Origin of the sequence: Achromobacter sp. GbtcB20, assembly GCF_019091095.1 — a bacterium.
In the GTDB taxonomy this organism is placed as follows: Bacteria; Pseudomonadota; Gammaproteobacteria; order Burkholderiales; family Burkholderiaceae_B; genus Achromobacter; species Achromobacter mucicolens.
On record NZ_JAGXJZ010000016.1, the window covers coordinates 19,379 to 44,295 of the forward strand.

21 protein-coding genes and 1 riboswitch are annotated in these 24,917 nt (G+C 67.9%); of the genes, 10 read left to right on the top strand and 11 right to left on the bottom strand.

What is annotated here, in order from left to right; translation table 11 throughout:
* The first annotated feature begins 42 nt into the window (after positions 1–42).
* Positions 43–894 carry a UTP--glucose-1-phosphate uridylyltransferase GalU gene (gene galU, locus KVT32_RS19585; protein WP_175156623.1) on the top strand — a complete coding sequence of 284 codons (852 nt, stop codon included), beginning with the start codon at positions 43–45 and terminating at the stop codon, positions 892–894.
* A 52-nt stretch (positions 895–946) separates the two neighbouring features.
* Here galU and KVT32_RS19590 read toward each other — a convergent pair whose 3' ends face one another.
* From KVT32_RS19590 to KVT32_RS19610, 5 genes are all read right to left on the bottom strand, one after another.
* On the bottom strand, positions 947–1,819 hold the full coding sequence (locus KVT32_RS19590) for a cytochrome c oxidase assembly protein (RefSeq protein ID WP_142050699.1): 873 nt from the start codon (positions 1,817–1,819) through the stop codon (positions 947–949).
* A 107-nt stretch (positions 1,820–1,926) separates the two neighbouring features.
* The gene (locus KVT32_RS19595; protein ID WP_217618746.1) at positions 1,927–3,030 is read right to left on the bottom strand and encodes a porin; all 1,104 of its coding nucleotides are present in this window, start codon (positions 3,028–3,030) and stop codon (positions 1,927–1,929) included.
* A gap of 53 nt (positions 3,031–3,083) precedes the next feature.
* A complete protein-coding gene (mgtA, locus tag KVT32_RS19600) occupies positions 3,084–5,882 on the bottom strand; it encodes a magnesium-translocating P-type ATPase (protein ID WP_217618747.1) in 2,799 nt (932 codons plus the stop codon).
* Positions 5,883–6,312: 430 nt separating this feature from the next.
* Positions 6,313–6,645 carry a hypothetical protein gene (locus KVT32_RS19605; protein ID WP_062840354.1) on the bottom strand — a complete coding sequence of 111 codons (333 nt, stop codon included), beginning with the start codon at positions 6,643–6,645 and terminating at the stop codon, positions 6,313–6,315.
* Between the two features lie 441 nt (positions 6,646–7,086).
* Positions 7,087–8,091: a sodium:calcium antiporter gene (locus KVT32_RS19610; RefSeq protein ID WP_056321193.1), complete on the bottom strand. Its 1,005-nt coding sequence runs from the start codon at positions 8,089–8,091 to the stop codon at positions 7,087–7,089.
* 43 nt (positions 8,092–8,134) lie between these two features.
* Positions 8,135–8,325, bottom strand: a riboswitch (yybP-ykoY riboswitch).
* Between the two features lie 145 nt (positions 8,326–8,470).
* Between KVT32_RS19610 and KVT32_RS19615 the strand changes: the two genes are divergently transcribed.
* Entirely contained in the window at positions 8,471–9,811 is a 1,341-nt protein-coding gene (locus tag KVT32_RS19615) for an aminopeptidase P N-terminal domain-containing protein (RefSeq protein ID WP_056321192.1), read from the top strand.
* Positions 9,812–9,824: 13 nt separating this feature from the next.
* On the opposite strand, the gene KVT32_RS19620 is transcribed toward KVT32_RS19615, so the two are convergent.
* Positions 9,825–10,289: a TM2 domain-containing protein gene (locus tag KVT32_RS19620; protein ID WP_175156627.1), complete on the bottom strand. Its 465-nt coding sequence runs from the start codon at positions 10,287–10,289 to the stop codon at positions 9,825–9,827.
* A gap of 78 nt (positions 10,290–10,367) precedes the next feature.
* Here KVT32_RS19620 and KVT32_RS19625 point away from each other — a divergent pair, with 78 nt between their 5' ends.
* The 6 genes from KVT32_RS19625 (at position 10,368) to ruvA (ending at position 15,837) form a co-directional block, all read left to right on the top strand.
* The gene (locus KVT32_RS19625; protein WP_217618748.1) at positions 10,368–11,537 is read left to right on the top strand and encodes a UbiH/UbiF/VisC/COQ6 family ubiquinone biosynthesis hydroxylase; all 1,170 of its coding nucleotides are present in this window, start codon (positions 10,368–10,370) and stop codon (positions 11,535–11,537) included.
* Between the two features lie 116 nt (positions 11,538–11,653).
* Positions 11,654–12,679 (top strand): tRNA dihydrouridine synthase DusB, encoded by a 1,026-nt coding sequence (dusB, locus tag KVT32_RS19630; protein ID WP_056321185.1) that lies wholly within the window; start codon positions 11,654–11,656, stop codon positions 12,677–12,679.
* Positions 12,680–12,715: 36 nt separating this feature from the next.
* On the top strand, positions 12,716–12,955 hold the full coding sequence (locus KVT32_RS19635) for a helix-turn-helix domain-containing protein (RefSeq protein ID WP_006217670.1): 240 nt from the start codon (positions 12,716–12,718) through the stop codon (positions 12,953–12,955).
* Positions 12,956–13,056: 101 nt separating this feature from the next.
* Positions 13,057–14,646: a bifunctional phosphoribosylaminoimidazolecarboxamide formyltransferase/IMP cyclohydrolase gene (gene purH / locus KVT32_RS19640; RefSeq protein ID WP_063953103.1), complete on the top strand. Its 1,590-nt coding sequence runs from the start codon at positions 13,057–13,059 to the stop codon at positions 14,644–14,646.
* Positions 14,646–15,194, top strand: coding sequence for a crossover junction endodeoxyribonuclease RuvC (ruvC, locus tag KVT32_RS19645; protein ID WP_056321180.1), 549 nt, complete (start codon positions 14,646–14,648; stop codon positions 15,192–15,194). Before purH ends, ruvC begins: the two co-directional genes overlap by 1 nt.
* Positions 15,195–15,264: 70 nt before the next feature.
* Positions 15,265–15,837 carry a Holliday junction branch migration protein RuvA gene (gene ruvA / locus KVT32_RS19650; protein WP_128830056.1) on the top strand — a complete coding sequence of 191 codons (573 nt, stop codon included), beginning with the start codon at positions 15,265–15,267 and terminating at the stop codon, positions 15,835–15,837.
* Positions 15,838–15,843: 6 nt separating this feature from the next.
* Here the strand turns inward: ruvA and KVT32_RS19655 are convergent, their stop codons facing one another.
* The 5 genes from KVT32_RS19655 to KVT32_RS19675 all read right to left on the bottom strand — a co-directional run bounded on the left by KVT32_RS19655 (position 15,844) and on the right by KVT32_RS19675 (position 21,390).
* Entirely contained in the window at positions 15,844–16,770 is a 927-nt protein-coding gene (locus KVT32_RS19655; RefSeq protein ID WP_217618749.1) for a complex I NDUFA9 subunit family protein, read from the bottom strand.
* Positions 16,771–16,874: 104 nt separating this feature from the next.
* A complete protein-coding gene (locus KVT32_RS19660; RefSeq protein ID WP_056321169.1) occupies positions 16,875–17,840 on the bottom strand; it encodes a threo-3-hydroxy-L-aspartate ammonia-lyase in 966 nt (321 codons plus the stop codon).
* A gap of 103 nt (positions 17,841–17,943) precedes the next feature.
* A complete protein-coding gene (gene ruvB, locus KVT32_RS19665) occupies positions 17,944–19,017 on the bottom strand; it encodes a Holliday junction branch migration DNA helicase RuvB (protein ID WP_217618750.1) in 1,074 nt (357 codons plus the stop codon).
* Between the two features lie 85 nt (positions 19,018–19,102).
* The gene (locus KVT32_RS19670) at positions 19,103–20,689 is read right to left on the bottom strand and encodes an ATP-binding protein (RefSeq protein ID WP_180098908.1); all 1,587 of its coding nucleotides are present in this window, start codon (positions 20,687–20,689) and stop codon (positions 19,103–19,105) included.
* The gene (locus KVT32_RS19675) at positions 20,689–21,390 is read right to left on the bottom strand and encodes a response regulator (protein WP_056321163.1); all 702 of its coding nucleotides are present in this window, start codon (positions 21,388–21,390) and stop codon (positions 20,689–20,691) included. The genes KVT32_RS19670 and KVT32_RS19675 overlap by 1 nt, the downstream gene beginning before the upstream one ends.
* A 219-nt stretch (positions 21,391–21,609) precedes the next feature.
* Between KVT32_RS19675 and KVT32_RS19680 the strand changes: the two genes are divergently transcribed.
* Together KVT32_RS19680 and recQ are read left to right on the top strand one after the other, a co-directional pair.
* Positions 21,610–22,947, top strand: a complete 1,338-nt coding sequence (locus tag KVT32_RS19680; protein WP_254607206.1) for a fimbrial protein — start codon at positions 21,610–21,612, stop codon at positions 22,945–22,947.
* A gap of 93 nt (positions 22,948–23,040) precedes the next feature.
* Complete coding sequence (gene recQ, locus KVT32_RS19685; protein ID WP_056321158.1) at positions 23,041–24,870, top strand: DNA helicase RecQ; 1,830 nt, start codon at positions 23,041–23,043, stop codon at positions 24,868–24,870.
* Positions 24,871–24,917 lie beyond the last annotated feature (47 nt).

Sequence of the window (24,917 nt, forward strand, 5' to 3'; positions counted from 1 at the left end):
GATGAGCTTAAAATGTTTCATCGAATCCTCAACGAGGTCTCAATGCGTCCCGTCCGTAAAGCCGTTTTCCCTGTCGCCGGCATGGGCACCCGCTTCCTGCCCGCCACCAAGGCGATGCCCAAGGAAATGCTGCCCGTGGTCGACAAGCCCCTCATTCAGTACGCGGTGGAAGAAGCCGTCGCCGCGGGGATTACCGATCTCATATTCGTGACTGGCCGAAACAAGCGCGCCATCGAAGATCATTTCGACTCCGCGCCCGAGCTGGAATCCGACCTGGAAAGCAAGGGCAAGCACGAACTGCTGGCGATGGTGCGGGGCATTCTACCCGCGCACGTCAATTGCCTCTATATTCGCCAATCGGCCCCGCTGGGCCTGGGCCATGCCGTGCTGTCGGCCGCCCCCGCCGTGGGCGACGAGCCCTTTGCGGTCCTGCTGGCCGACGACCTGATCGACGCCGATACGCCCGCGATGAAGCAGCTGGTGGACATCGCCGTGGCGCGCAACGCCAGCGTGCTGGGTGTGCAGGACGTGCCGCGCGCCGACACCCGCAAGTACGGCATCGTGGCCACGCACACGGGCGACACGCAGGCGGATGGCCGCACCGAACGCGTCACGCACATCGTTGAAAAGCCAGATCCCGAAGCCGCGCCGTCGACGCTGGCCGTGGTGGGCCGCTACGTGCTGGAAGCCGCGATCTTCGACCATCTGCGCTCGACCAAGATGGGCGCGGGCAATGAAATCCAGTTGACCGACGGCATCGCCTCGCTGATGCGCGAGCGCGAGGTCTATGCGCACCGCTTCGATGGCGTGCGCTACGACTGCGGCAACAAGGCGGGGATGTTCCAGGCCACCGTGGCGCTGGGCAAGAAGTATCACGGCCTGCTGCCGGAATGACCGGCGCGGCCTGGCGGGAATGGGCACATCAGTGCCGCGTTCACCGCCGGGTTCAGGAAGACAGCGCCGCGCCCGACTTGGCGCGCGCGCGCGCATCGCGGTCCGCCTTGCGCAGCCGCCCCTTGGCCGACAGGCGCATCAGCGTGCCCAACGCCACCATCAGCCCAATCACCTCAACGAGCGCGGCGGGAATCCACATCGTCAGTCCGCCAATGGTCTGATCCGTCTGCGCCGACATGGCAATCGCACGCCCGCATAGCTCAAAGAGCGGATAGATGTCGCTCTCCGTGAAGGCGATGACGGCGCCCGCCACCATTTGCGGCAGCATGGTCGCCACCGGCGAAATGACGCGTCCGCCCGGCGACATGGCCGCGGGAGGCGCGGGACGGCGGTCCAGGATCAGGTTCCAGTACATGAACCCGCTGATCACGACCGACCAGTTCATGAGGCGGTAAAGACGCCAGTCGAGCATCGAGTAGAACTGCACCGACGGAATCAGCCAGATCAGCACCAGGAACACGAAAAGCGCCGGCACGAAGATCTTGTGGGTCAGCACCGCCACCGTGGCCCGGCCCGTGCCGGTGCGCAGGAAATCGCGCAGCCGCAACCGCCACCGCATCGGCAATCCCGCCCGCATCACCTGCCCCGGGAAGGCCGCCATGACGAGCAGCGGCCCAAGATGGTGCAGCACCAGATGCTGGATGCGATGGATGAAGAACATGCGCTCGGCGTAATAGTCGAGCCGGGTGTGCAGGGACAGGTACAGGAGGACCATCCCCGTCCAGAAAAGGATCTGACGCGCGCGCGTGACGTGATGAACCCGTTGGCCGCGTACGAACAGCACGATGGCCACCAGGAAGGAAGCCACCAGCGTGGGAGAGAACTCCCAGGGTACGAGCCATTCGAGACTATCCATGCGTGCCATCCGAGAAACGACGCGAAGACAAGGGCCGGCGCCCGGCGCCGTCTTTCGGCGATTGTAGTAGACCCCGCCATCGCGCGCTTCCGGGCGCCGGCCCGGGCTGGAACGTGTCAGAAACGGTGTGACACGCCCGTGCCGATGCGCGTGGTGTGGGCGTTGCCGGGGTCGAACTGGTTATCCAGCGTGTAGTTCGACGCGTAGCCGGCGAAGGCGTAGAGCGTCGTGCGCGGGGACAGGTCGTAGGTATAGCCCAGCGTCGCAACCTGCGCATTGCGCGCCGTCATGCCATTGTCCCAACGCCAATCGGGCCGGGCCAGCGACCATTGCACCAGGACGGCGCCCGGCCCGGCCGGAACACTGACCCCGACCAGCCAGGCGTCGACCGTGCCGCCCTGCACGAAGGCAGCGGATCCCAGTCCGAGGCCCAGTCCGTCGGGGTCGCCGCCGTCCAGCCCCACGTAACCGTTGCGCTGGCGCGACCAGGCAAGCGACACCTTGACCACCTCGAAGTCATACGAGGCGCCCACCTGGAATGCCTGCGGACGCCCGCCCGCCTGCGCGGGCGGGGTGGCCAGGCGCAATTGTTCCCAGGTGGCCACGGCCAGGAGCGGCCCGTCCTCATACTTCAGGCCGAGACTGATTGCACGAGTGTTCTGGTTGGTGCGAAATTGGTCCTGTCCATCCGCGTCGAAGGCGTAGCCGACCCCGGCCTGGAACCCCTGCCATTGCGGGGAATACCAGTTCACCATGTTGCTGAATTGGTAATTGTCGGACGCCTTGAAGGTCGCCCCCATGCCCATGTCTTTCCACGAGGCGATCTCAAGCGCGTTGCCATAGGTCTGGCCGACTGTGTACTGGCGGCCAAGGCGCAGGTCGCCGTAGCTGGCATGGGCCAAGCCGATCCAGGCGCCATAGTTGAAGAGCCGGCTGCTGTCGGCCGCGGTGCCGCTGGAAGGGTCAAAGCCGCTTTCAAGCTGGAAGCTGGCGGCCCACCCGGAGCCCAGGTCTTCCGTCCCCTGCAGGCCCCACAGCGAGTCCGTCAGGCCGCCGTTCAGCAGGCCGCTCTGGCTGCCCTGCCCCGACACCCGGGTCACGGCAACGCCGGCGTCCACAATGCCGTACAGCTGCACGCTGGTGCCGCCATCCGCAGCCACCGCCGCGCAGGAGGGCATCAGGCCGGCCGCCGCCAAGGCGGCGAAAAATGCAATTCTCATGATCTTTCCTTGCGTTGGCGGCGGGCGCGGAGCCCGCCGCCGGTTGCATCAGCCTACTGCCAGCCGTAGCGGCGGACCCAGAAATGCTTGAGCGTCTGCGTCAGCACGCAATATCCCAGGAGGATGCCGACCAGCCAGGGGAAGTAGCTCCAGGGCAGCGCCTGCAACTGGAAGTACTCCGCCAGCGGCGAGAACGGCAGCACCAGTCCCAACGTGATCACCATCAGCGTCATCCCCATCAGGGGCCAGGACGCGCGGCTTTGCAGGAAAGGAATCCGGCGAGTGCGGATCATATGCACGATCAGCGTCTGCGACAACAGGCCCTCGACAAACCAGCCGGACTGGAACAGCGTCTGATGCTCGGGCGAATTGGCCTGGAACACGAACCACATGACGGCGTACATCGCGATATCGAAGATCGAGCTGATCGGACCGAAGAACACCATGAATCGGCCCAGGCCTTCCGGATCCCAGCGCTGCGGCTGCTTCAGCAATTCTTCGTCGACATTGTCAAACGGAATCGCCGTCTGCGAGATGTCGTACATCAGGTTCTGCAGCAGCAGATGGATGGGCAGCATCGGCAGAAAGGGCAGGAAGGCGCTGGCGACCAGCACCGAAAACACGTTGCCGAAATTCGAGCTGGCCGTCATCTTCAGGTACTTGAGCATGTTGCAGAAGGTCTTGCGGCCTTCGATCACGCCGTCCTCCAGCACCATCAGGCTCTTTTCCAGCAGGATGATGTCGGCGGCCTCCTTCGAGATATCCACCGCGGAATCCACCGAGATGCCCACGTCCGCCGCGCGCAGCGCCGGGGCGTCGTTGATGCCGTCTCCCATGAAGCCCACCGTGTCGCCCTGCGCGCGCAGGCTGCGAACGATGCGTTCCTTGTGAATCGGCGCCAGCCGGGCAAACACGTTGGCCTCGCGCACGGCGACCGCCAGCTCGGCGTCGTCCATCGCCTCGATCTCGGCGCCCAGGTACACCTTGCGCACATCCAGTCCCACCTCGCGGCAGACCTTGCGCGTGACGAGTTCGACGTCGCCGGTCAGCACCTTGACCTCGATGCCCGAGTCCTTCAACGCGGCCAGCGCGGGCCCGGTCGACTCCTTGGGCGGATCCAGGAATGCGATGTATCCCACCAGCACCAGGTCGGATTCGTCCGCCACGCCGTAGGCCTGCTGCGTGGGCGGCAGTTCCTTCACGGCGACGGCAATGACGCGCAGGCCCTCCCGGTTCAGACCCGCCGTCACGTGACGGATGTCGGCGCGGCGCGCGTCGGTCAGCGGATGCACTTCGCTGCCCACGCGCAGCCGCGTGCAGGCTTCCAGCATTTCCTCGAGCGCTCCCTTGCAGATCAGTTCGTGGTGGTCGCGGCCGTTTTCGGTCTCGTTCACCACGACGGACATGCGGCGGCGCGAGAAGTCGAACGGAATCTCGTCGATCTTGCGGTAGCGGCCCGCCAGGTCCAGGCTGCGCGCCACTTCCGCATGCTCCAGCACGGCCACGTCCAGCAGGTTCTTCAGGCCCGTCTGGTAGTAGCTGTTCAGGTAGGCATAGGCCAGCACGTCGTCGCTGGCCGCGCCATAGACGTCGGTGTGACGCTCGAGCACGATGCGGTCCTGCGTCAGCGTGCCGGTCTTGTCGGTGCACAGCACGTTCATGGCGCCCAGGTTCTGGATCGCGTCCAGACGTTTGACGACGACCTTGCGGCGGGACATGCGCACGGCTCCCTTGGCCAGCGTGGCCGTGACGATCATGGGCAGCATTTCGGGCGTCAGGCCCACGGCGATGGCCAGCGCGAACAGCAGCGCCTCCAGCCAGTCGCCCTTGGTAAAGCCGTTGATGAGCATCACCACCGGCGCCATCACCAGCATGAAGCGGATCAGGATCCAGCTCACGCGGTTGATGCCTTGCTGGAATTGCGTGGGCGCGCGCGAGGTCTGCGTGACCCGGCCAGCCAACTGGCCGAAGTACGTGTCCGAGCCGGTCGCCACCACCAGCGCGCTGCCCGCGCCGCTGACCACGTTGGTGCCCATGAAGGCCATGTTCTCCAGTTCGAGCGGGTTGGCCGACTGCACGCGCGGGGACATGTGCTTTTCAACAGGCAGCGATTCGCCCGTCAGCGCGGCCTGCGCCACGAAGAGGTCCTTGGCATTCAGAATGCGGCAGTCGGCGGGGACCATGTCGCCGGCGGAGAGCAGCACGACGTCGCCGGGCACCAGATCGGCCAGCGGCACTTCACGCTGTTGCGACCCGGTGGCGTGCAAGGCCGCGCCAAAGAAGCGCCGGCCATTGCCCGCGTCAGGCGATCCGGCATCGCTGCGCAGAACTGTCGCGGTGTTGCGCACCATCGCCTTCAGGGCTTCGGCGGCGCGGTTCGAACGCTGCTCTTGCACAAAGCGCAGCACGGTCGAGATCAGCACCATCGAGCCGATGATCGCAACGGCCGTCCAGGACTGGTCCTCGGGCGCCGCCATGCGCACGTCGGTCAGCCAGGACAGGACCGCCAGCGCGGTCAGCAGCAGGTTGAACGGATTGCGATAGGACAGCCACAGGTGATGCGGCCAGGAAAGCGGCTTCTCGTGGTCGACTTCATTGGCGCCATGCCGTTCGCGGGCGGCCTGCGCCTGGGCGTCGGACAGTCCGCCCCAGCTGCTGCCGAACCGCTCGAACAGGGAATCGAAGCCCAGCCGGGACGTCTCGACCATGCGCAGGCTGGCGCGGCGGGCGGCCTCGGAGGAAGCCGCGGCGTTGTCCGCGCCTTGTTCAAGGATGGGGGCGCGGCGAAAGTGCCGGCCGGTGCGGCGCAGACGCGCGGCGGAAGAAAAAAAGGATTTCAGGAAAGCAAACATGGGAGTGCTCCGCATTTATTGGTGTTGTTGCGGGAGACACGGACGACCCTGCCGGTGGCGGCCGCGCGCAGGCAGCAGCGGACCGCGGCGTTTCCTGGGAAATGCCGTGAGGCCGCCGCTGACGGGCGTGCGAAGGCGCCGGAGCAATGTTGCCGGTGTCCGGATCGCGTCTATGGCGCGCCGGGTGCGGAAAACGGAAGGGAAGCGGGCGGTGGAACCGGGACCGGACGCCGATGCTCGCAGGACGCAAGCGGGGCCGGGGATTCCAGGCTGCGGGTTCCGTACGGACCGGGATGTCTATCCGGCCAGTCGGCTCGCAGTGAGTGACGGGTCAGATAGGCATGCCGGAGCCGCGCACAGGGCGCAATCGAGGCTCTGGGTCTAAGGCGCTAGGCATGATTTCTCCGGGGGAAGGAAATGTTTGGGGGGTTCAGGCCATCGCGGCCTGCGCGCCGAAATGCACGTGGCGCACAGCGGGATTGGCGCTCAAACGGCGCGCTTGCGTCATCAATTCAGCCCGCAGTTCGGGCGGGCAATTGATCGTGATGCAAGCCGACGCGAGATCGGGATCCTGACCTTGGTCGACCTGCACCTGGGCGACGTCCAGGCCAGCGGCGCTGAAGTCCAGGCAGATCTGCTTGCGCAGTGCGCCGAGCTCGCCGCGCGGACAGATCACCGTCAGCCGGGAAGTGCCGCGGCGGCGGCCCAAGGCGGTGGCGCGGTCCACGCCGGCACGGCGCAGGAACAAGTCGAAGAAACGCATAACGACCTCCATGACAAGAAGGCGGAGCGTGATCGCGAACACGTGCGCAGCCGGACAGCGCCCTGGCGGCGGACACGACGAACGTGCACGAACGCTGGCGCTGCGACTAGCGGCGGTTCTGGCGGTTTACGTTGGGGAGAGTCCCGGCAGGCCGAGAGCCTGCGCTACTGGCCGGGCTGAAGCCTGGCGCCTGGGATACACCGCAACCTGCTGAATGACAGGATGCGGCAGACGGAGTTCTGCGTGGATCCTGTCAGACAGCGACGTCGATGCAAGATCGACAACTTTCGCCGGAATCGGTATTCACGAAGACTGCTCCTGGGATGGAAAACAGCGAAAGTTTACGCGGGTTTGTACTGATGGACAAGGGTTGGGTGCATTTTTGACGCAGAAAAGCGCCAAGGCCGGACAGACGCGCGCGCCTGCCCGGCCTGCCCGTCTTTACCCGTAGAAGTGCCAGCCCAGGTAGCCCGCGAAAATCGCGTACAGCCCGCCCACCGCCGACAGCGCCGGCACGCTCATGGCAGACCGGCGGAAACGCAGCCACAGCAGTCCGATCGACAGCATCGTGAAAAAGCCCGCCGCCAGCAGCGGGGCGTCCAGCAGCCACGGCGTCATGAAGATGCCCAGCGCGCTGGGGATCGTGGCCTGGATCATCATGGCGCCCGAAATGTTGGCCAGCGCCAGGCGTTCCTTGCCCTGGCGCACCCAGATCAGCGCATTCATGATCTCCGGCAGCTCGGTGGCCACCGGGGCCAGCAGCAGCGCGGCCACGTGGGGCGAGGCGCCCATGGCGATGCCCAGCAATTCGATCTGGTTCACGAACACGTGCGAGGCGCCGGCGATCACGACCAGCGCCATGACCGTCTGCGTGACGGCCCAGAACATGGAGGGGTCTTCGTCGCGCGGCCGCAGTTTCAGGGGTTCGAGGTCATCGCTGTCCAGGGATGCCTCGTCGTTGCTGAGCTCACGCTTGATGTATAGCGCATAGGTGACCAGGAACACGAAGCCCAGCCAGGGCTTCCAGGCAAAGGCCAGCAGGCCCAGGCCCACCTTGAAGATGAAGATGCCCATGAACCAGGCCTGGTCGCGGGCCAGCCGGCGCTGGTCCGCGTTGATACAGTTCGCCTGCGTGGGCTTGCCGCGGCGGGCGCGCCACAGGGCCAGGCCGACGACCGCATAGGCCAGCGTGGCAAGCACCAGGGGACCGCCCATCGCGGCGCCGACGCCGATGTCCTTTTGTTCGGGGGTATCGCCGAAGACCACGGCCATGAAGGTGACGGCGCTTTCCGGCAGCGCGGTGCCGAAGGCGGCGAGCACGGTGCCGGTGGCGGTCGCGCCCAGCTGGAAGCGGTGACCGACCCATTCGACGCCATTGACGAAGAACTCGCACGCGACGTAGATCACTGCCGCGGACAGGAAGAACAGAAAAAGGGTGAGCAACATGGGAATGCGGCCGGACGAGCGGATACCATTGGCGCGACGCAGCGGCTCGCCCGGCCAAGGGTGAACGCTACGCGGCCAAAGGTCTCGCCTGGCTGGTCCACGCGGCTGCAAGCCGGACGTGGGTGCCGTCAGCGCCATGGGGTTCTAGCGGCTGCTCCGCAGCACTGAACCACCAAGTCTGTTGACGCTGACTCCTTTGGGGACAAAGGATGGCTACTCCCCAATGACAGAGCGGCGATTGTAGCAGCGGCCGGCACGTTGTCCAGTCATCACCGCACGGCCAACGCGGATACGCCACGGGGTGTTGCATTCGCGGGATGGCAGGTAAAGTAGCCCCATCTTCCGCCCTTGCCGGGGCTGCGCGCCCGGCCCGCCCGACATGAGCCTGCCTCCCGACGACCTCGCCCCTTTCGCCGCGCGGCGCCAGCGCCTGATGGATCGCATGCGCGCGGAAGGCGGCGGCATCGCCATCCTGGCGACCGCGACGGAAGCCATCCGCAACCGCGACGCGGAATTTCCTTACCGGCACGACAGCGATTTCTTCTACCTGACGGGCTTTACCGAACCCGATGCCTGGGTGGTGCTGGTGGCGGGCGCGACAGACCGCGCCGTGCTGTTCTGCCGGCCGCGTCACGTGGAGCATGAATTGTGGGAGGGCAAGCGCTTTGGCCCCGAGGCCGCGGCCGCCCACTTCGGTTTCGACGACGCCCACCCCATCGACGCGCTGGACGAACTGGTGCCCGCGCTGATGCTGGACCATCCGACCCTGTACGCCCCGCTGGCCGGGGACAAGCGCACGGACGGCCGCCTGCACCGCTGGCTGGCGGCGGCGCGCGAGAAAAGCCGCGGCGGGCGCCTGCCGCCCAGCCGGCAGCAGGACGTGCGGCCGCTGCTGGCCGACATGCGGCTCATCAAGGACGCCTCGGAAATCGCCGCCATGCGGCGCGCGGCCAAGATTTCGGCCGGCGCGCACGCGCGCGCCATGCGCGTGGCGCGGCCCGGCATGCGCGAGTACGAGATCGAGGCCGAGCTGCTTTATGAATTCCGCCGCCACGGCGCGCAGTCCGTGGCGTACAACAGCATCGTCGCGGCCGGGGCCAACGCCTGTGTTCTGCACTATCCGGCTGGCGAGGCCGTGCTGCGCGACGGCGATCTGGTGCTGGTCGATGCGGGCTGCGAAGTGGACAGCTACGCCAGCGACATCACGCGCACCTTTCCGGCGAACGGCCGCTACAGCGGCCCGCAGCGCGCGCTTTATGACCTGACCGTCGCGGCGCAGGACGCGGCCGCCCAGGCCACCGCGCCCGGCCGCAGCTTCAACGATGCGCACGAGGCCGCGCTGCGCGTCCTGGCGCAGGGCATGCTGGATCTGAAACTGCTGAAGGGATCGCTGGACGGCGTGCTGGAATCGGGCGACTACAGCCGCTTCTACATGCACCGCACCGGCCACTGGCTGGGCCTGGACGTGCATGACGTCGGCGACTACCGCCAGCCCGGCGCGCCCGGCACCGATCGGCCGTGGCGCACGCTGCAAACCGGGATGATGCTGACCATCGAGCCGGGCATCTACGTGCGCCCCGCCGACGACGTGCCAGAGGCCTACTGGAACATCGGCATCCGCACGGAAGACGATGCGCTGGTCACGGACGAAGGATGTGAACTGATAACCCGCGGCGTGCCGGTGCAGGCCAGCGAGATCGAGGCGCTGATGCGCGAATGACGCGGCCGGCGGCCTACAGCACGTAGCCGTCCAGCCAGCCCATGGCCACCCAGACATAGACCACCACCATCGCGATGGCGAACATGGTGGCGATGGCGCCGACCAGGCACGCCAGAATGGCGACCAGCACCGGCCCCCAGCCCGTCGAAGTCACCTTGCCCAGGCCCGGATTGCAGATCCGGTCGAACTTCTCGTCCGGCATCAGGGAATAGACCGCGCTTTCGATGAACCCGTCGATCATGGGAATGAACAGCAGGAAGAACGCGGGGTTGTCGTACCAGACCGGGTAAAAGCGCACGGCGCAGAACAGGCATACGGCGGCGAACACGGTCACCAGCCAGGCGTGGCGCCGGCCCAGATACCACCAGTGCGCGCCAAACGCGCCGAACAGGCAGGCCAGGAGTCCCACCGCGACCTTGCTGCGGGGGCGGCGCGCGGAGACGGCGGAAAGCGAAGAGGAAGCCTGAGCCTGCGTCATGTCAATCAACCGGAAAAGGGGCGTAGGCGCCAAGCGTCGGCGGCTGCCGCGATTGTAGTGGACGGTTAAAATCCGGGCATGACTTCCTCCGCCTTCGACATTGCGATTCTTGGCGCTGGCCCCGTGGGCCGCGTATTGGCCCTGATGCTGGCGCGCGTGGCGCCGGACCCGGCGCGCATCGCCCTGCTCGCGGGCAGCGCACCGGCACCCGTCACCCCGGCCGCGGCCGTGCCCGCCGCCGATCCGCGCGTGCTGGCCATGAACCACGGCAGCCGGGTGCTGCTGGAGTCGATGCATGCCTGGCCCGAACGCTCGGCCGACATTCGCAACATCCACGTGTCGCAGCGCGGCCGGCTGGGCCGAACGCTCATCCAGAACACCGATTTTGGCGTGCCCCAGCTGGGCAGCGTGGTGGCCTATTCCGGCCTGTACGCCAAGCTGGACGACTGCGTGGCCGCGTGCGGCGTCTCCGTGCTGGCCGGCCCCCCGGCGCAGATCGGCATGCAGGACGCCGACGGCGTGCGCATCCAGCAGGGCGACACGGAAATCCTCTGCGGCGTCGCCGTGCAGTCCGACGGCGCCGGCGCCACGGATGTGCGGCGCGATTACGACCAGCACGCCGTGCTGACCACCGCCCACGCCACCCTGCCGCGGCGCGGCTGGGCCTGGGAGCGCTTCACCTCTGAAGGTCCGCTGGCGCTGCTGCCGCACCCGCAGACCCCGGATGCCTTCTCCGTCGTCTGGTGCAGCGCGCCGGACCGCGCGGCCGAACTCGCGGCCCTGGACAACGTCGCTTTCTCGCATGCGCTGACGCAGGCCTTTGGCGACCGCCTGGGCCGCCTGACCAGCCATGCGCCGCGCCATGTCTTTCCGCTGGCGCTGTCCGCCCGGCGCGCCCAGGTGCACGGCCGGGTCGCGGCCATCGGCAACGCCGCGCAGACCCTGCACCCGGTGGCGGGCCAGGGATTGAACCTCGGCCTGCGCGATGCGGCGCGCCTTGCCCAGACGCTGACCGGCTGGCTGGCCCGTCCCGGCGCCAATCCCGGACCGGCCCTGGCCGAGTTCGCCAGCGCGCGCCATCTGGATCGCTTCATCACGGCCGGACTGACTGATTTCATGCCGCGCATCTTCGCCACGGGGCTGGCGCCCGTGGAACACGCCTGCGGCGCCGCCCTGCTGGGGATGGATCTGGCCTCCCCGTTGCGCGCCCCGCTCGCCCAGCACCTGCTCCAAGGATTCCGCGCGTAAATCCCCGTCGGATCCTGCCCCGTTCAGGGGCCGGCTTCCCCTCGTCCCCCCCATCTGTTACCAGGCCATTGCCCCTCCAAAAATGGGGGTTCGATCGAGCCGGTTAAAATGTGAGCATGCGCATAGGCCAGTGGACCCTTCCCAACAACGTTCTTGTCGCGCCCATGGCGGGCGTGACGGATCGTCCTTTCCGCCAGCTTTGCAAGAAGCTGGGGGCGGGTTACGCGGTGTCCGAGATGGCCGCCAGCAACCCCAAACTGTGGGATAGCGTCAAGACATCGCGCCGCCTGAACCACGACGGCGAGATCGCCCCCATTTCCGTGCAGATTGCGGGGGCGGATCCGGCCATGATGGCCGAGGCCGCGGCATTCAACGCCAACAAGGGCGCCCGGATCATCGACATCAACATGGGCTGTCCGGTCAAGAAAGTGTGCAACGTGGCGTCCGGGTCGGCGCTGTTGCGCCACGAAGACCTGATCGTCCGCATCCTGGACGCCGTGGTGGCCGCCTGCGCGCCGCTTGGCGTGCCCGTCACCCTGAAGACCCGGACCGGCTGGGACCGCAGCAGCCGCAATGCGCTGCGCGTGGCCAAGCTGGCCGAAAACGCGGGCATCGCCGCCCTCACCCTGCACGGGCGCACGCGGGCCGACCTCTATACGGGCGAGGCGGAATATGACACCATCCGCGCCGTCAAGGCTGAAATCGGCATCCCCGTGATCGCGAACGGCGATATCGACTCGCCCGCCAAGGCCAGGCACGTCCTGGATTACACTGGCGCCGATGCGGTCATGATTGGCCGGGCGGCCCAGGGCCGCCCGTGGATCTTCCGCGAAATCGACCACTACCTGCGCACGGGCGAAACACTGGCCCCTCCCTCTTACGGGGAAATGCGCGAGCTGCTGCTCGAACATCTCGACGACCACTACCGTTTCTATGGCGAGCACACCGGCGTACGTACCGCGCGCAAGCACATAGGCTGGTATGTGGACGGCCTGCCGGGCGCGGATTCGTTTTGCGCCCGCATGAACCTGATCGACAACACCCGCGACCAATGGCGGGCGGTGGCGGACTGGTTCGACACCCTCTCAAGCGACGGCAGCTGTACCCCGGCGCCGGCCGCAGAAGCCCTGCTGGCGGCATGACCGCCTCAACACCAACATAAAAATATCTGTACTCAAATGAGCAAGAAAGATGTCCTGGAAGAATGCGTGCGCGCCAGCCTGGAGCGCTATTTCGAAGACTTGGGCGAGTCCGAGCCCCACGATATGTGGGACATGGTCATGCGCTGCGTGGAGCGCCCGGTGCTTGAAGTAGCGTTGGAGCGGTCGGGCGGCAACCAGTCCCGGGCGTCCGAGATGCTGGGCATCACCCGCAACACCCTGCGCAAGAAGTTGCTGGCGCACAATATCCAGGTATAGATTTCCCTCGCGCGGGCGGCGCACGCGTCGCGCCGCCGCCGCTTCCAGATTTCCCATCCGACCAGAACGAGAAAGGCGCTCCCGCCCCGCTCCGTCCCATCATGAAAATCGAAACCGCCCTGCTTTCGGTGTCCGACAAGACCGGCATCGTTGAATTTGCCCGCGCCCTGGCCGCGCGTGGCGTGCGCCTGCTCTCGACCGGCGGCACCGCCAAGCTGCTCGCCGACTCCGGCCTGACCGTCACCGAAGTGGCCGCTCACACCGGTTCGCCCGAGATCCTGGACGGCCGCGTGAAGACGCTGCACCCCAAGATCCACGGCGGCCTGCTGGCCCGCCGCGACAGCGCCGAGCACATGGACACCATCAAGGCGGCTGGCATCGATCGCATCGACATGCTGGTGGTCAACCTGTATCCGTTCCGTGAAACCGTGGCCAAGCCCGATTGCACGTTTGCCGACGCCGTAGAGAACATCGACATTGGCGGGCCCGCCATGCTGCGCGCCGCCGCCAAGAACCACGGCACCGAAGCCGGCGGCGTCACGGTCGTGATCGACCCGGTCGACTATTCGCGCGTCCTGGCCGAAATGGACAAGGGCGGCGCCACCTCCTACGGCCTGCGCCTCGCCCTGGCCGCCAAGGTCTACGCCCACACGGCCGCCTACGACGGCGCCATCGCCGCCTACCTGACCAGCCTGACCGCGGCCGAGCCCGAGCAGGACGCCGTGCCCGCCCGTAACGAATGGCCCGGCACGCTGACCCTGCAGGTCAAGCAGGAGCAGGCGCTGCGCTACGGCGAGAACCCCCATCAAAGCGCCGCCTTCTACGTGGACGCGCAGCGTCCGGCCGGCCTGCTGGGAAACTACCGCCAGTTGCAGGGCAAGGAACTGTCCTACAACAACATCGCCGACGCCGACGCGGCGTGGGAATGCGCGCGCAGCTTCGAAGCGCCCGCCTGCGTCATCGTCAAGCATGCCAACCCTTGCGGCGTGGCCGTTGCGGCCGACACGCTGGGCGCGTACCAGCAAGCCTTCAAGACCGACCCGACGTCGGCCTTCGGCGGCATCATCGCCTTCAACCGTCCGGTTGACGCCGCGACGGCCGAGGCCGTGAGCGCGCAGTTCCTGGAGGTGCTGCTCGCCCCCGCCTACGACGGCGCCGCGCTGGCCATCCTGGCCGCCAAGAAGAACGTGCGCGTGCTGGAAGTGCCGATGGGCACAGGCCAGAACGCCTTCGACATCAAGCGCGTGGGCGGCGGCTGGCTGGTGCAGACGCCGGACGCCTACAACGTGCCGCGCGACGCCCTCAAGGTCGTCACCAAGCGCCAACCCACCGAGCAGGAAATGAACGACCTGTCGTTCGCCTGGAAGGTCGCCAAGTACGTCAAGTCCAACGCCATCGTGTTCGTGGGCGGCGGCATGACGCTGGGCGTGGGCGCGGGCCAGATGAGCCGCATCGACTCGGCGCGCATCGCGTCCATCAAGGCGGAAAACGCCGGCCTGACCCTGAAGGGCTCGGCCGTGGCATCCGACGCGTTCTTCCCGTTCCGTGACGGCCTGGACGTGGTGGTGGCGGCGGGCGCAACCTGCGTGATCCAGCCGGGCGGCAGCGTGCGCGATGACGAAGTCATCGCCGCCGCCGACGAGCACGGCATCGCCATGGTGCTGACCGGCACCCGCCACTTCCGCCACTGATGCGCGTCCTCGGCATCGATCCCGGCCTGCGCCGCACCGGCTTCGGTGTGATCGATGCCGAAGGCTCGCGGCTGCGTTACGTGGCCAGCGGGACCATCGTGGTCCCGCCGGCGCTGACGCTGTCCGAACGCCTGAAGGTCATCCTGGACAACCTGCGCCAGGTGGCCCGCGACACGCAACCTGACGTGGCCGCGCTGGAAATCGTCTTTCTGAACACCAATCCCGCATCCACCCTGCTGCTGGGCCAGGCCCGCGGCGCGGCGCTTTGCGCGCTGGCCGACAGTTCGCTCGACGTGCACGAGTACACCGCGCTGCAGATCAAGAAGGCCGTGGTCGGCACCGGCCGCGCCGCGAAAGAGCAGGTGCAGATGATGGTGCAGCACCTGCTGGCGCTGGATGGCATGCCGGCCCCCGACTCGGCCGACGCGCTGGCCTGCGCCATCTGCCACGCGCACGTGGGACCGCTGCAGGACAAGCTGGAACGCCTGGGCAGCGCGCTGCGGATGGGCGGCAAGACCCGCATCCGCAATGGCCGGCTGATCGGCTGAGCGCCCTCCCGTATAGAATCCCCGCATTCGCCGCGCGTTCCGCGGCCGCCACCATTGCAGGCCTCTCACCATGATCGGAAGAATCACCGGAACCCTGATCGAAAAACTGCCCCCCACGATCTGCGTGGATGTGGGCGGAATCGGGTATGACATCGACGTGCCCATGAGCACGCTGTATTCGCTGCCCGAGACGGGCGCGCGCGTCACGCTCTACACGCACCTGACCGTGCGCGAAGACGCGCACATCCTGTATGGATTTGCCTCGGCCGGCGAGCGCAGCGCGTTCCGTGAACTCATCAAGGTCAGCGGCATCGGCGCGCGCACGGCGCTGTCCGTGCTGTCCGGCCTGTCGGTCGCGGATCTGGCGCAGGCCATCACGCTGCAGGAGTCCGGCCGCCTGACCCGCGTGCCCGGCATCGGCAAGAAGACCGCGGAACGGCTGCTGCTGGAGATGCGCGGCAAGCTGGGCGCGGACATCGGCGCAGCGGCGCACGTCACGCACGACAACCAGTCCGACATCCTGAATGCCCTGCTGGCGCTGGGCTACTCCGAGAAGGAATCGCTGTCGGCGCTGAAGACGCTGCCCGAAGGCGTAGGCGTGTCCGACGGCATCAAACAGGCGCTCAAGGCGCTGGTGCGCTGACTGGCGCTAGGCCGCCTTGCCGTGCTGCAGGTAGCGCGGTGCCACGGCCTCCAGGCCCGTGGGCACCACGTGCAACTCGGGGGCGATGGGCCCGCCGCAGACGTTGTCGCGGCGCAGGGAATCCAGGTTGTCGCGCGACATCAATGGCGTGCCCGGCATGCATTCGAACAGCCGGGCCTGCATGCGCCCCACCCCCATCGGCATGCTGATGACGGGGCGCGGATGCCCGCTCCAGGCGGCGCACAGCCTCGCGATCTCGCCCAGCGTGTAGACCTGCGGCCCGCCCAGTTCGTAGGTCTTGCCGCAGGTGTGAGTGTCGGCCAGCGCGTTGACCATGGCGGTCACCACATCGCCCACATAGATGGGCTGCATGCGCGCATTGGCGCCCGCCAGCGGCAGCACCGGCAGCCAACGCGCCAGCGACGCGAACATATTGGTGAAGTTGTCGTCGGGTCCGAAAAGCACCGACGGGCGGAAGATGGTCCAGCAGATGTCGGGCCGGCCTTGGCAGGCCGCTTTGATGGCGGCTTCTCCGTCGCCCTTGGAGCGCTGGTACATGCTGTCGCCGCTGGAGTCGGCGCCCAGCGCGCTGACGTGAAGCAAGCGCCGCACGCCATGGCGCACACAGGCCTGCGTAATGCGCTGCGGCAGATGCACGTGAGCGCGCGCGAAATCGGACCCATACGGCCGGCCCACGTTGCCGTGCAGGATGCCCACCAGGTTCACGACGGCATCGCACCCTTGCACCATGCCATCGAGCGCGGCGTCGTCGTGGATGTCAGCCTGAAGCAGCGTGACGGTGGGAAGTAATTGCAGGTCGCGTCCGCGGGCAAGAAGCCGCGTGGGCACGACGATCTGATGCGGGTCCGCGCAAAGCCGTGCTACCAAGTGGCGGCCGATGAAGCCCGTGCCGCCAATGACAAGGATACGCATGGCGTAGCCTCCGGTTCGTCAGGATCGAGGTTCGATTCTGCCCTGCAAGGTCGGCATGCGCAAGCGCGCGCGAGCGAGGCGCCGCGCGCGCCGCTTGATGCGCGTCAGCCCGCCAGCAGCTTTGCGTAGGCCGGAAGATCGACGTTGCCGCCGCTGATGATGACGCCAACCCGGGCCCCGCGCACCGGCACCACGTTCTGCATGACGGCCGCCGCCGCCAGGCAGCCCGTGGGTTCCACGACCATCTTCATGCGTTCGGCAAAGAACTTCATGGTCGTCACCAGCTGTTCATCCGTCACCGTGACGATGTCGCGCACGTATTTCTGGATGAGGGGGAAGGTGAGATTGCCCAGATGCGTGGTGGCGGCGCCGTCCGCCAGCGTCTTGGGCGCGGGGATTCGGACGATTTCACCCTTGCGCAAGGACTGCTGCCCGTCATTGCCGGCTTCGGGTTCCACGCCGTAGACCAGGCAGCGCGGGCTGAGCGCGAAGGCGGACAGGGCCGAGCCCGACAGCAGGCCGCCGCCGCCCAGGCACACGAAAAGGTAATCGAGCTCGCCGACTTCCTCGAACAATTCCTTGGCGGCCGTGCCCTGCCCCGCGATCACGTCCTCGTGGTCGTACGGCGGGATCAGCGTGGCGCCGGTTTCGGCCTGGATGCGGCGGGCGATGGTCTCGCGGTCTTCGGTGTAGCGGTCGTACGTGACGATCTTGCCGCCGTAGCCTTCCGTGGCGGCGCGTTTGGCCGCGGGCGCGTCCAGCGGCATGATGATGGTGGCCTGGACCCCTTGCAGCCGGGAGGCCAGCGCGATGGCCTGCGCGTGATTGCCCGACGAGAACGTCACGACGCCCGCGGCCCGTTGCTCGGGCGTGAGGCGCGCGATCGCGTTGTAGCCGCCCCGGAACTTGAAGGCGCCCATGCGCTGGAAGTTCTCGCACTTGAAGAACAGCGACGCGCCGGCGATGGCATCGGCGGTGGCCGAGGTCAGGACGGGCGTGCGGTGTGCGTTGCCGGCCAGGCGCTCGCTGGCGCGCGCGACATCATCATAGGAGGGCAATTCGGGCTGCATGGAATAAGGTCCTTAGATCGCGAGGGGGAAACGAAACCCTCGGATCATAAACCCGCCGGCGCGATTTGCGCGCCGCCCGAAGGCATGACGGCGCGAGGGCAGCCTATTTGCCGAAGAGGTCGCCGCTGCCGACCGTGGTGCCTGCGGGCGGCGCGAGGCCCAGGTGGCGCCACGTGGTCAGCGTGGCCGTGCGGCCGCGCGGCGTGCGTTGCAGATAACCGTGCTGGATCAGGTACGGCTCGATGACGTCCTCGATCGTGTCGCGCTCTTCGCCGATGGCCGCGGCCAGGCTGTCCACGCCGACCGGACCGCCATCGAACTTGTGGACGATGGCTTCGAGCAGCTTGCGGTCCATCAGGTCCAGGCCCTGCGGATCGACTTCCAGCATGGCGAGCGCGCGGCCCGCCACGTCGGCATCGATGGTGCCGCCCGCCTTCACTTCGGCGTAGTCGCGCACCCGGCGCAGCAGGCGGTTGGCGATACGCGGCGTGCCGCGGGCGCGGCGCGCCACCTCGGCCGCGCCGTCCGGCGTGATGACGGCATTGAGCAGGCCCGCGCTGCGCGTCACGATGCGGCCCAGATCCGCGGCGTTGTAGAACTCGAGCCGCGACACGATGCCGAAGCGGTCGCGCAGCGGATTGGTCAGCATGCCCGCGCGGGTCGTGGCGCCCACCAGCGTGAAGGGCTGCAGGTCCAGCTTCACGCTGCGCGCGGCCGGCCCTTCGCCGATCAGGATGTCGATCTGGAAGTCTTCGAGCGCGGGGTAAAGGATTTCCTCGACCACGGGCGACAGGCGGTGGATCTCGTCGATGAAGAGGACGTCGTTCTTTTCCAGGTTGGTCAGCAGCGCGGCCAGGTCGCCCGGGCGTTCGAGAACGGGGCCGGACGTCTGACGCAATTGCACGCCCATTTCGTGCGCAATGATGTGCGCCAGCGTGGTCTTGCCCAAGCCCGGGGGGCCGAACAGCAGGACGTGGTCCAGCGCCTCGCCCCGCTTTCTGGCCGCGGCGATGAAGATTTCGAGCTGTTCGCGGGCGCGCTGCTGCCCGACATATTCTTCCAGCGCCTTGGGCCGCAACGCGCGTTCGATCGACTCCTCGTTGGGCGACACCGGCTGCGGCGTCACGATGCGGGGGGCGTCGGGACGGGAGGAAAGCGAATCGGACTGGATGGCCATGGTGCGGGGAACGGGCAAAGGACGAAGCAGGATGAATCGTACCGTAGCGCGGGCTGCCCCGGGGCCGTCCCCGGAGCCGGCTCGGTCAGGCGGCCTGGGAAAGCGGCAGCCGCACGCGCACGCACAACCCGCCGGACGGAGCCTCCCGCAATTCGAGCGATCCGCCATGCGCCCGCGCAATGGCCTCGGCCAGCGCCAGGCCCAGGCCCACGCTGCCGGTGCGGGTACGCGCGTCGTCAAGCCGGCTGAAAGGCCGCAAGGCCTCCTGACGGCGTTCCGGCACGATGCCCGGCCCGTGATCGGCCACGTCCAGCACCGCGTATTCTTCTTCGCGCCGCAGCGCGACGTCCACCGGCGGCGCGCCGTGGTTCAGCGCGTTGCCGATCAGGTTGTCCAGCAGGCGCCCCAACGCCACCGCGTCGGCCTGCACCACGGCGCCGCTGGCCTGGGCATCGGTGTTCAGGCCGATCGCGGTGCCGGCGCCCTGCCAGGCGCCCACGCGCTCGGTCAGCCATTCGGACAGCACGATGGGCGCATAGCGGTAGGCCGCCGGATCGGTGCCGCGCACGAAACCGATGAACTGGTCCACCATGTGCTGCATGTCGCGCAGGTCAGTGCGCAGCCCTTCCTTCAGCGTCGAGTCGTCGGCCATCTCGACGCGCAGCCACATGCGCGACAGCGGCCCTTTCAGGTCGTGCGGCAGCCCGGAAAGCAGCGTGCGCCGCACGGAATCGGACTCGGACAAGGCGTCCAGCATGGCATTGAAGCGTTCGCCCAGCACGCGGGTTTCGTGCGGACCCGAGGGTTCCACGCGCTGGGGCTGGCCCGCGGCAAGCTGGTCCGCGGCGTCGGCCAGCCGTGTGATCGGGCGCGTGATGTGCCACGAAAAACCCACCGCCAACAGCAGCAGCAATCCCAGCCCGCCCAGCCAGGCGGCGATGAAGGGCGTGGCGACGGGCGGATCCAGCCGGTCCAGCGGAATGACCAGCCACTCGCGCAGCCGCGGCGCGTCTTCGGTGGCCGGGTTGGGCGCCAGCGAAATGAAGATTTCCGGCGTGGGGCCGCGCGACAGCGCCACGCGCGTGCCGTCGTTCAGGCGTTCGTTGAGCTGCTGGACCAGCACGCGCAGGTCGCGGCGAATATCGTCGGGCTCGGGCTCGGACTTGTGGCGGCGCGCGTGTTCCTCGCGGGCACGGTCGCCCTCGCGCTGGGCATCGCTGCGAGCATCTGCTTGCGCCGCATCGGTTTCGCGTTCGTCGACGTGCACCTCGGGCGGGGGCGGCGGAGGCGGACCGTGCAGTTGCGAATCCGGGGCGGGCGCAGGCGCGGGAGGCGGCGGGCGCGGCGCGGCGCGCGGCGGCGGACGGCGGCCATTGAAGCGCTGCAGCTTGGCTTCGGCGGGCAGCACGCGTGACCACAACCGCCACTGGTTCTGCGATGCGGCGCGCACGAAGTCGGCGCGGTCTTCGGCCGGCACCTGGGACACGGCGGCGCGCAGCGTGCGGATGGTGGTGACGATATAGCCGATGGCCACGTCTTCCATGAACTTGTGCCGGAAGTACGACACCGTCACCAGCGTGGCGGCCTGCGTCAGCAGGACCGATCCGAGGATCAGCAGGATCAGCCGCGCCCGCAGCGAGCGGGGCACGAGAATGCCGGGGGAAAAGCGCATCAGGGAGAGAACCGGTAACCGATGCCCCAGACGGTCTGGATCCAGCGCGGCTGCTTGGGATCGTCCTCGATCACGCGGCGCAGGCGCAGGATCGCGATGTCGATGGCGCGGTCGTTGCGCTCGCCGGCGTCGTCGTCGCGGGCCAGCGCCAGCAGGCGTTCGCGCGACAGCGGCTTGCCCGCATTGCGCACCAGGGCTTCAAGCAGGTTGATTTCGCCGCCGGTCAGCTTGACCACGGTGCCTTCGCGGGACAGCTGACGCGTGGAGGGGTCAAAGACAAACGGGCCGAAAGCGACCGGCGCGTCCTTGGTGAGCGCGGACGGGCCGCGCTTGCGGCGCAACACGGCCTCGATGCGGGCCAGCAGTTCGCGGGGGTCGAAGGGCTTGCCGACGTAATCGTCAGCGCCGGCCTCCAGGCCGATGATGCGGTCCACGGCTTCGTCGCGCGCGGTCAGCAGGATGACGGGGATGTCCTCGCCCTGCTCGCGCAGGCGGCGGCAGGCGTCGGCGCCGTCGCCGCCGGGCAGCATGCGGTCCAGCACCAGCAGATCGGGCGCGTAACGGGTGATGCGCGAGGAGAGGTCGGTCGCGTCCGGGGCCAGCAGCGTGTCGTAGCCATGCCGGTTCAGGTAGTCGGCCAGCAGCTGGCGCAGCGCCGGATCATCGTCGACGACCAGCAGCTTGGTGTGGGAATTGTCCATGGGCGTGATAGTGCGGCGCGGCGCGCTCGCCTGCAAGGGGCAGGAAATCATCTGAAATATACCCGTTGCACGATGTTGGCCGGATGTTTCGGGCTTTTCGCGATCGGACGTGCCCCAGACACGCGACTGCCCTAGAATGGCGCTTCGCCTGCCGCCCCTCGTGGACTTTTCTAAAGATCGTTTACAGATGCGCGGCAGCGCGCTCTCTACACTGTCCCCATGGTCGCCACAGCTAACATCTGGCGCAGAGGGCTGTTGCACGCGGCATTGACGGCGGGCCTTGCCTGGCCGATGGCGCCTGCGTTTGGCGACGAGCCCGACGTGTCCCCGTTTACCTTGACGCCGCCCCCGGCGGGCGAGCTCACTCGCGTGGCGCGCGGCATTGGCGTGCTCTCGCCGGTTCAATCCCTGCCGGTGCGCCCCGCCCCGTCGTTCGACGACCGGGCCGTGCCGCTGGACCCCACGCCCTGCGACCTGCACGCGACCGAACCCGGCATGGACACCTCGGTGCGCGACGGCGGCCCGGATGCGGCCGACGTGTTCATCCCCGGCACGGGCCTGGGCCTGACCGGCAGCGCGCCGCCCGTTCCGCTGACGTGCGATCCGCTGGCGGCGCCCGCGTCGGCGGCGGACATCCCGCCGGATTATTCCTTTGCGCTTGAAGACGGCGACCTGCCGAGCGTGCCGGTCGTGGTGATTTCCGGCGTCTCCCGCCCCTCGCGACCCTGGTTTTCGTCCGTGAGCGGACAGGACGGCCTGCGCTATGGCGGCAGCCGCAACTGGGTGTACCGCAATACCTCGGGCCCGTCCCTCACGGTGGGCAACGTCAGCCCCAATGCGCCCGCCTGGGGCAGCGGCGCGCCGGTGGGCGGGCTGCAGATCGCCAACTGGGGCGGCAGCGGCGCCACATTGCCGGAAGGCAGCTTCGGTTATTCGTCCTCGCTGGGCAAGCTCAACCTCATGGACCCGGCCGCCCAGTCCGGGGCCGTGGACTACGGCGCGTCCGTCGGCAGCGGCAGCGTGCGCTACGGGCTCACGCCGGTGCTGACGGTGGAAGGCCAGATGCAGAGCGCGCCGTCGCTCACCACGCGCGGCGTGGGCACCACGTACAACGCCGGCGAATTCGGCACCTTCCGGGCAGGCGCCACGCAAAGTTCGTTCGATGCGGCCAGCGGCTACCGCTACCGCTTCGGCTACAGCGTCGATGTGGCCGACACCGTGACGCTGGGCTACACCAACGAACAGATCGGCGCGGGCTACGGCGACCTGTCGACCTATTCCGACGGCGTCGCGTCCGCCCCGCAGACCCGCAATACGGTCTCTGCGGGCGTGCCGCTGTCGGGCTGGGGCACGTTGAGCGGCACGTATTCCGGCCTGCGTGAAGGGTCGGTGCTGGCCGAGCAGCGCGTGGGCCTGTCCCACAGCATGTTCGTCGCCCCCAAGGTCAAGCTGGCCGTGGGCGCGGACCGCGACATTGTGACGGGCGACTATGGCTGGCGCGCCAACCTGAGCATGCCCGTGGACACCTTCATGCGCGGCACCTGGCTCAGCTGGTAAGCGCCGGGAACGCGGACCAAAAAATCCCCCTGGGATGGGACCGGCCGGAATTGGGGCTTAAAATCCCTGCCATGATGCTTCCGGCCTACCCCCATGTCTGACGCGCGCGCCCTCGGCGTGTTGCAGCGCGTTTTCGGTTACGAATCCTTCCGCGGCGACCAGCAAGCCATTGTCGATCAGGTGATCGGCGGCGGCGACGCCCTCGTCCTCATGCCCACCGGCGGCGGCAAGTCGCTGTGCTACCAGATTCCCTCGCTGGTGCGCGAAGGCACGGGCATTGTCGTGTCGCCCCTGATCGCGCTGATGCAGGACCAGGTCGACGCCCTGACGGAACTGGGCGTGCGCGCGGCGTTCCTGAATTCGACGCAGGAATGGCGCGTGGCCCGCGACGTGGAGCAGGCGTTCCTGGATGGCGAGCTCGACCTGCTGTATGTCGCGCCCGAACGCCTCCTGACCGACCGCTGCCTGCAGTTGCTGGACCGCGGCCGCATCGCGCTGTTCGCCATCGACGAAGCACATTGCGTGTCCCAATGGGGTCACGATTTCCGTCCCGAATACCTGGGCCTGTCCATGCTGCACGAGCGCTGGCCGGACGTGCCGCGCATCGCGCTGACGGCCACCGCCACCGCCGTCACGCGTACCGAGATCGCGCAGCGTCTGTCGCTGGACGAAGCGCGCCATTTCGTCTCGAGCTTCGACCGCCCCAACATCCGCTACCGCATCGTCGAAAAGAACGAGGTGCGCAAGCAGCTGCTGGACATGATCCGCACCGAGCACGAAGGCGAATCCGGCGTGGTGTACTGCCTGTCGCGCGCCCGGGTGGAAGAAACGGCCGAATTCCTGTGCAACCAGGGCATCGATGCGATGCCGTACCACGCGGGGCTGAGCGCCCAGGTGCGGGCGGCCAACCAGTCGCGCTTCCTGCGCGAGGACGGCGTGGTGATGGTCGCCACCATTGCGTTCGGCATGGGCATCGACAAGCCGGACGTGCGCTTCGTGGCGCACATCGACCTGCCCAAGTCGGTCGAAGGCTACTACCAGGAAACCGGCCGCGCTGGCCGCGACGGCCTGCCCGCCACCGCATGGCTGGCCTACGGCTTGCAGGACGTGGTGCAGCAGCGCCGCATGATCGACGAATCGCCTGGCGACGAGTCCTATCGGCGGCGCCTGGGCCAGCAGCTCGACGCCATGCTGGGCCTGTGCGAAACCGTGGAATGCCGGCGCGTGCGCCTGCTGGCGTACTTTGGCCAGCAGATCACCGCGTGCGGCAACTGCGACGTCTGTCTGGATCCGCCCCAGGCGTGGGACGGCACCGTCGCGGCGCAGAAGGTGCTGTCGGCGGTGTACCGGCTCTGGAAGGAACGCGGCCAGCGCTATGGCGCCGGCCACATCATCGACATCCTGCGCGGCAAGGTCACCGACCGCACCCAGCAGCATGGCCACGAGACGCTCAGCGTATTCGGCGTGGGCGCCGACCTGTCCGACACCGCCTGGCGCGGCGTGCTGCGACAGCTATTGGCGCAGGGCCTCCTGACGGTGGACAACGAAGGCTTCGGCACGCTGGCCCTGACCGAAGGCAGCCGCGCGGTGCTCAAGGGCGAACGCCAGCTCATGCTGCGGCGCGAGTCCGAAAAGAAACCGCGGTCCGGCAAGACGGGCAGCGGACGGCCCAAGGCGGCGGCGATCGACCTGCCGGCCGAATTGCAGCCCGTGTTCGAAGCCCTGCGCGCCTGGCGCGGCGAAGTCGCCAAGAGCCACGGCGTGCCCGCCTACGTGATCTTTCACGACGCCACGCTGCGCGAGATCGCGCTGGCGCAGCCCGAGTCCATGGACGACCTGAGCCACATCAACGGCGTGGGGGCCCGCAAGCTGGAAGCCTACGGCGAAGAAATCCTGCAGCGGGTGGCGCGGCCGGTGCTGTAGCGCCGGCCCGGACGCCACGCCTTTGCGGCATGGCGCCCGGCCCGCAA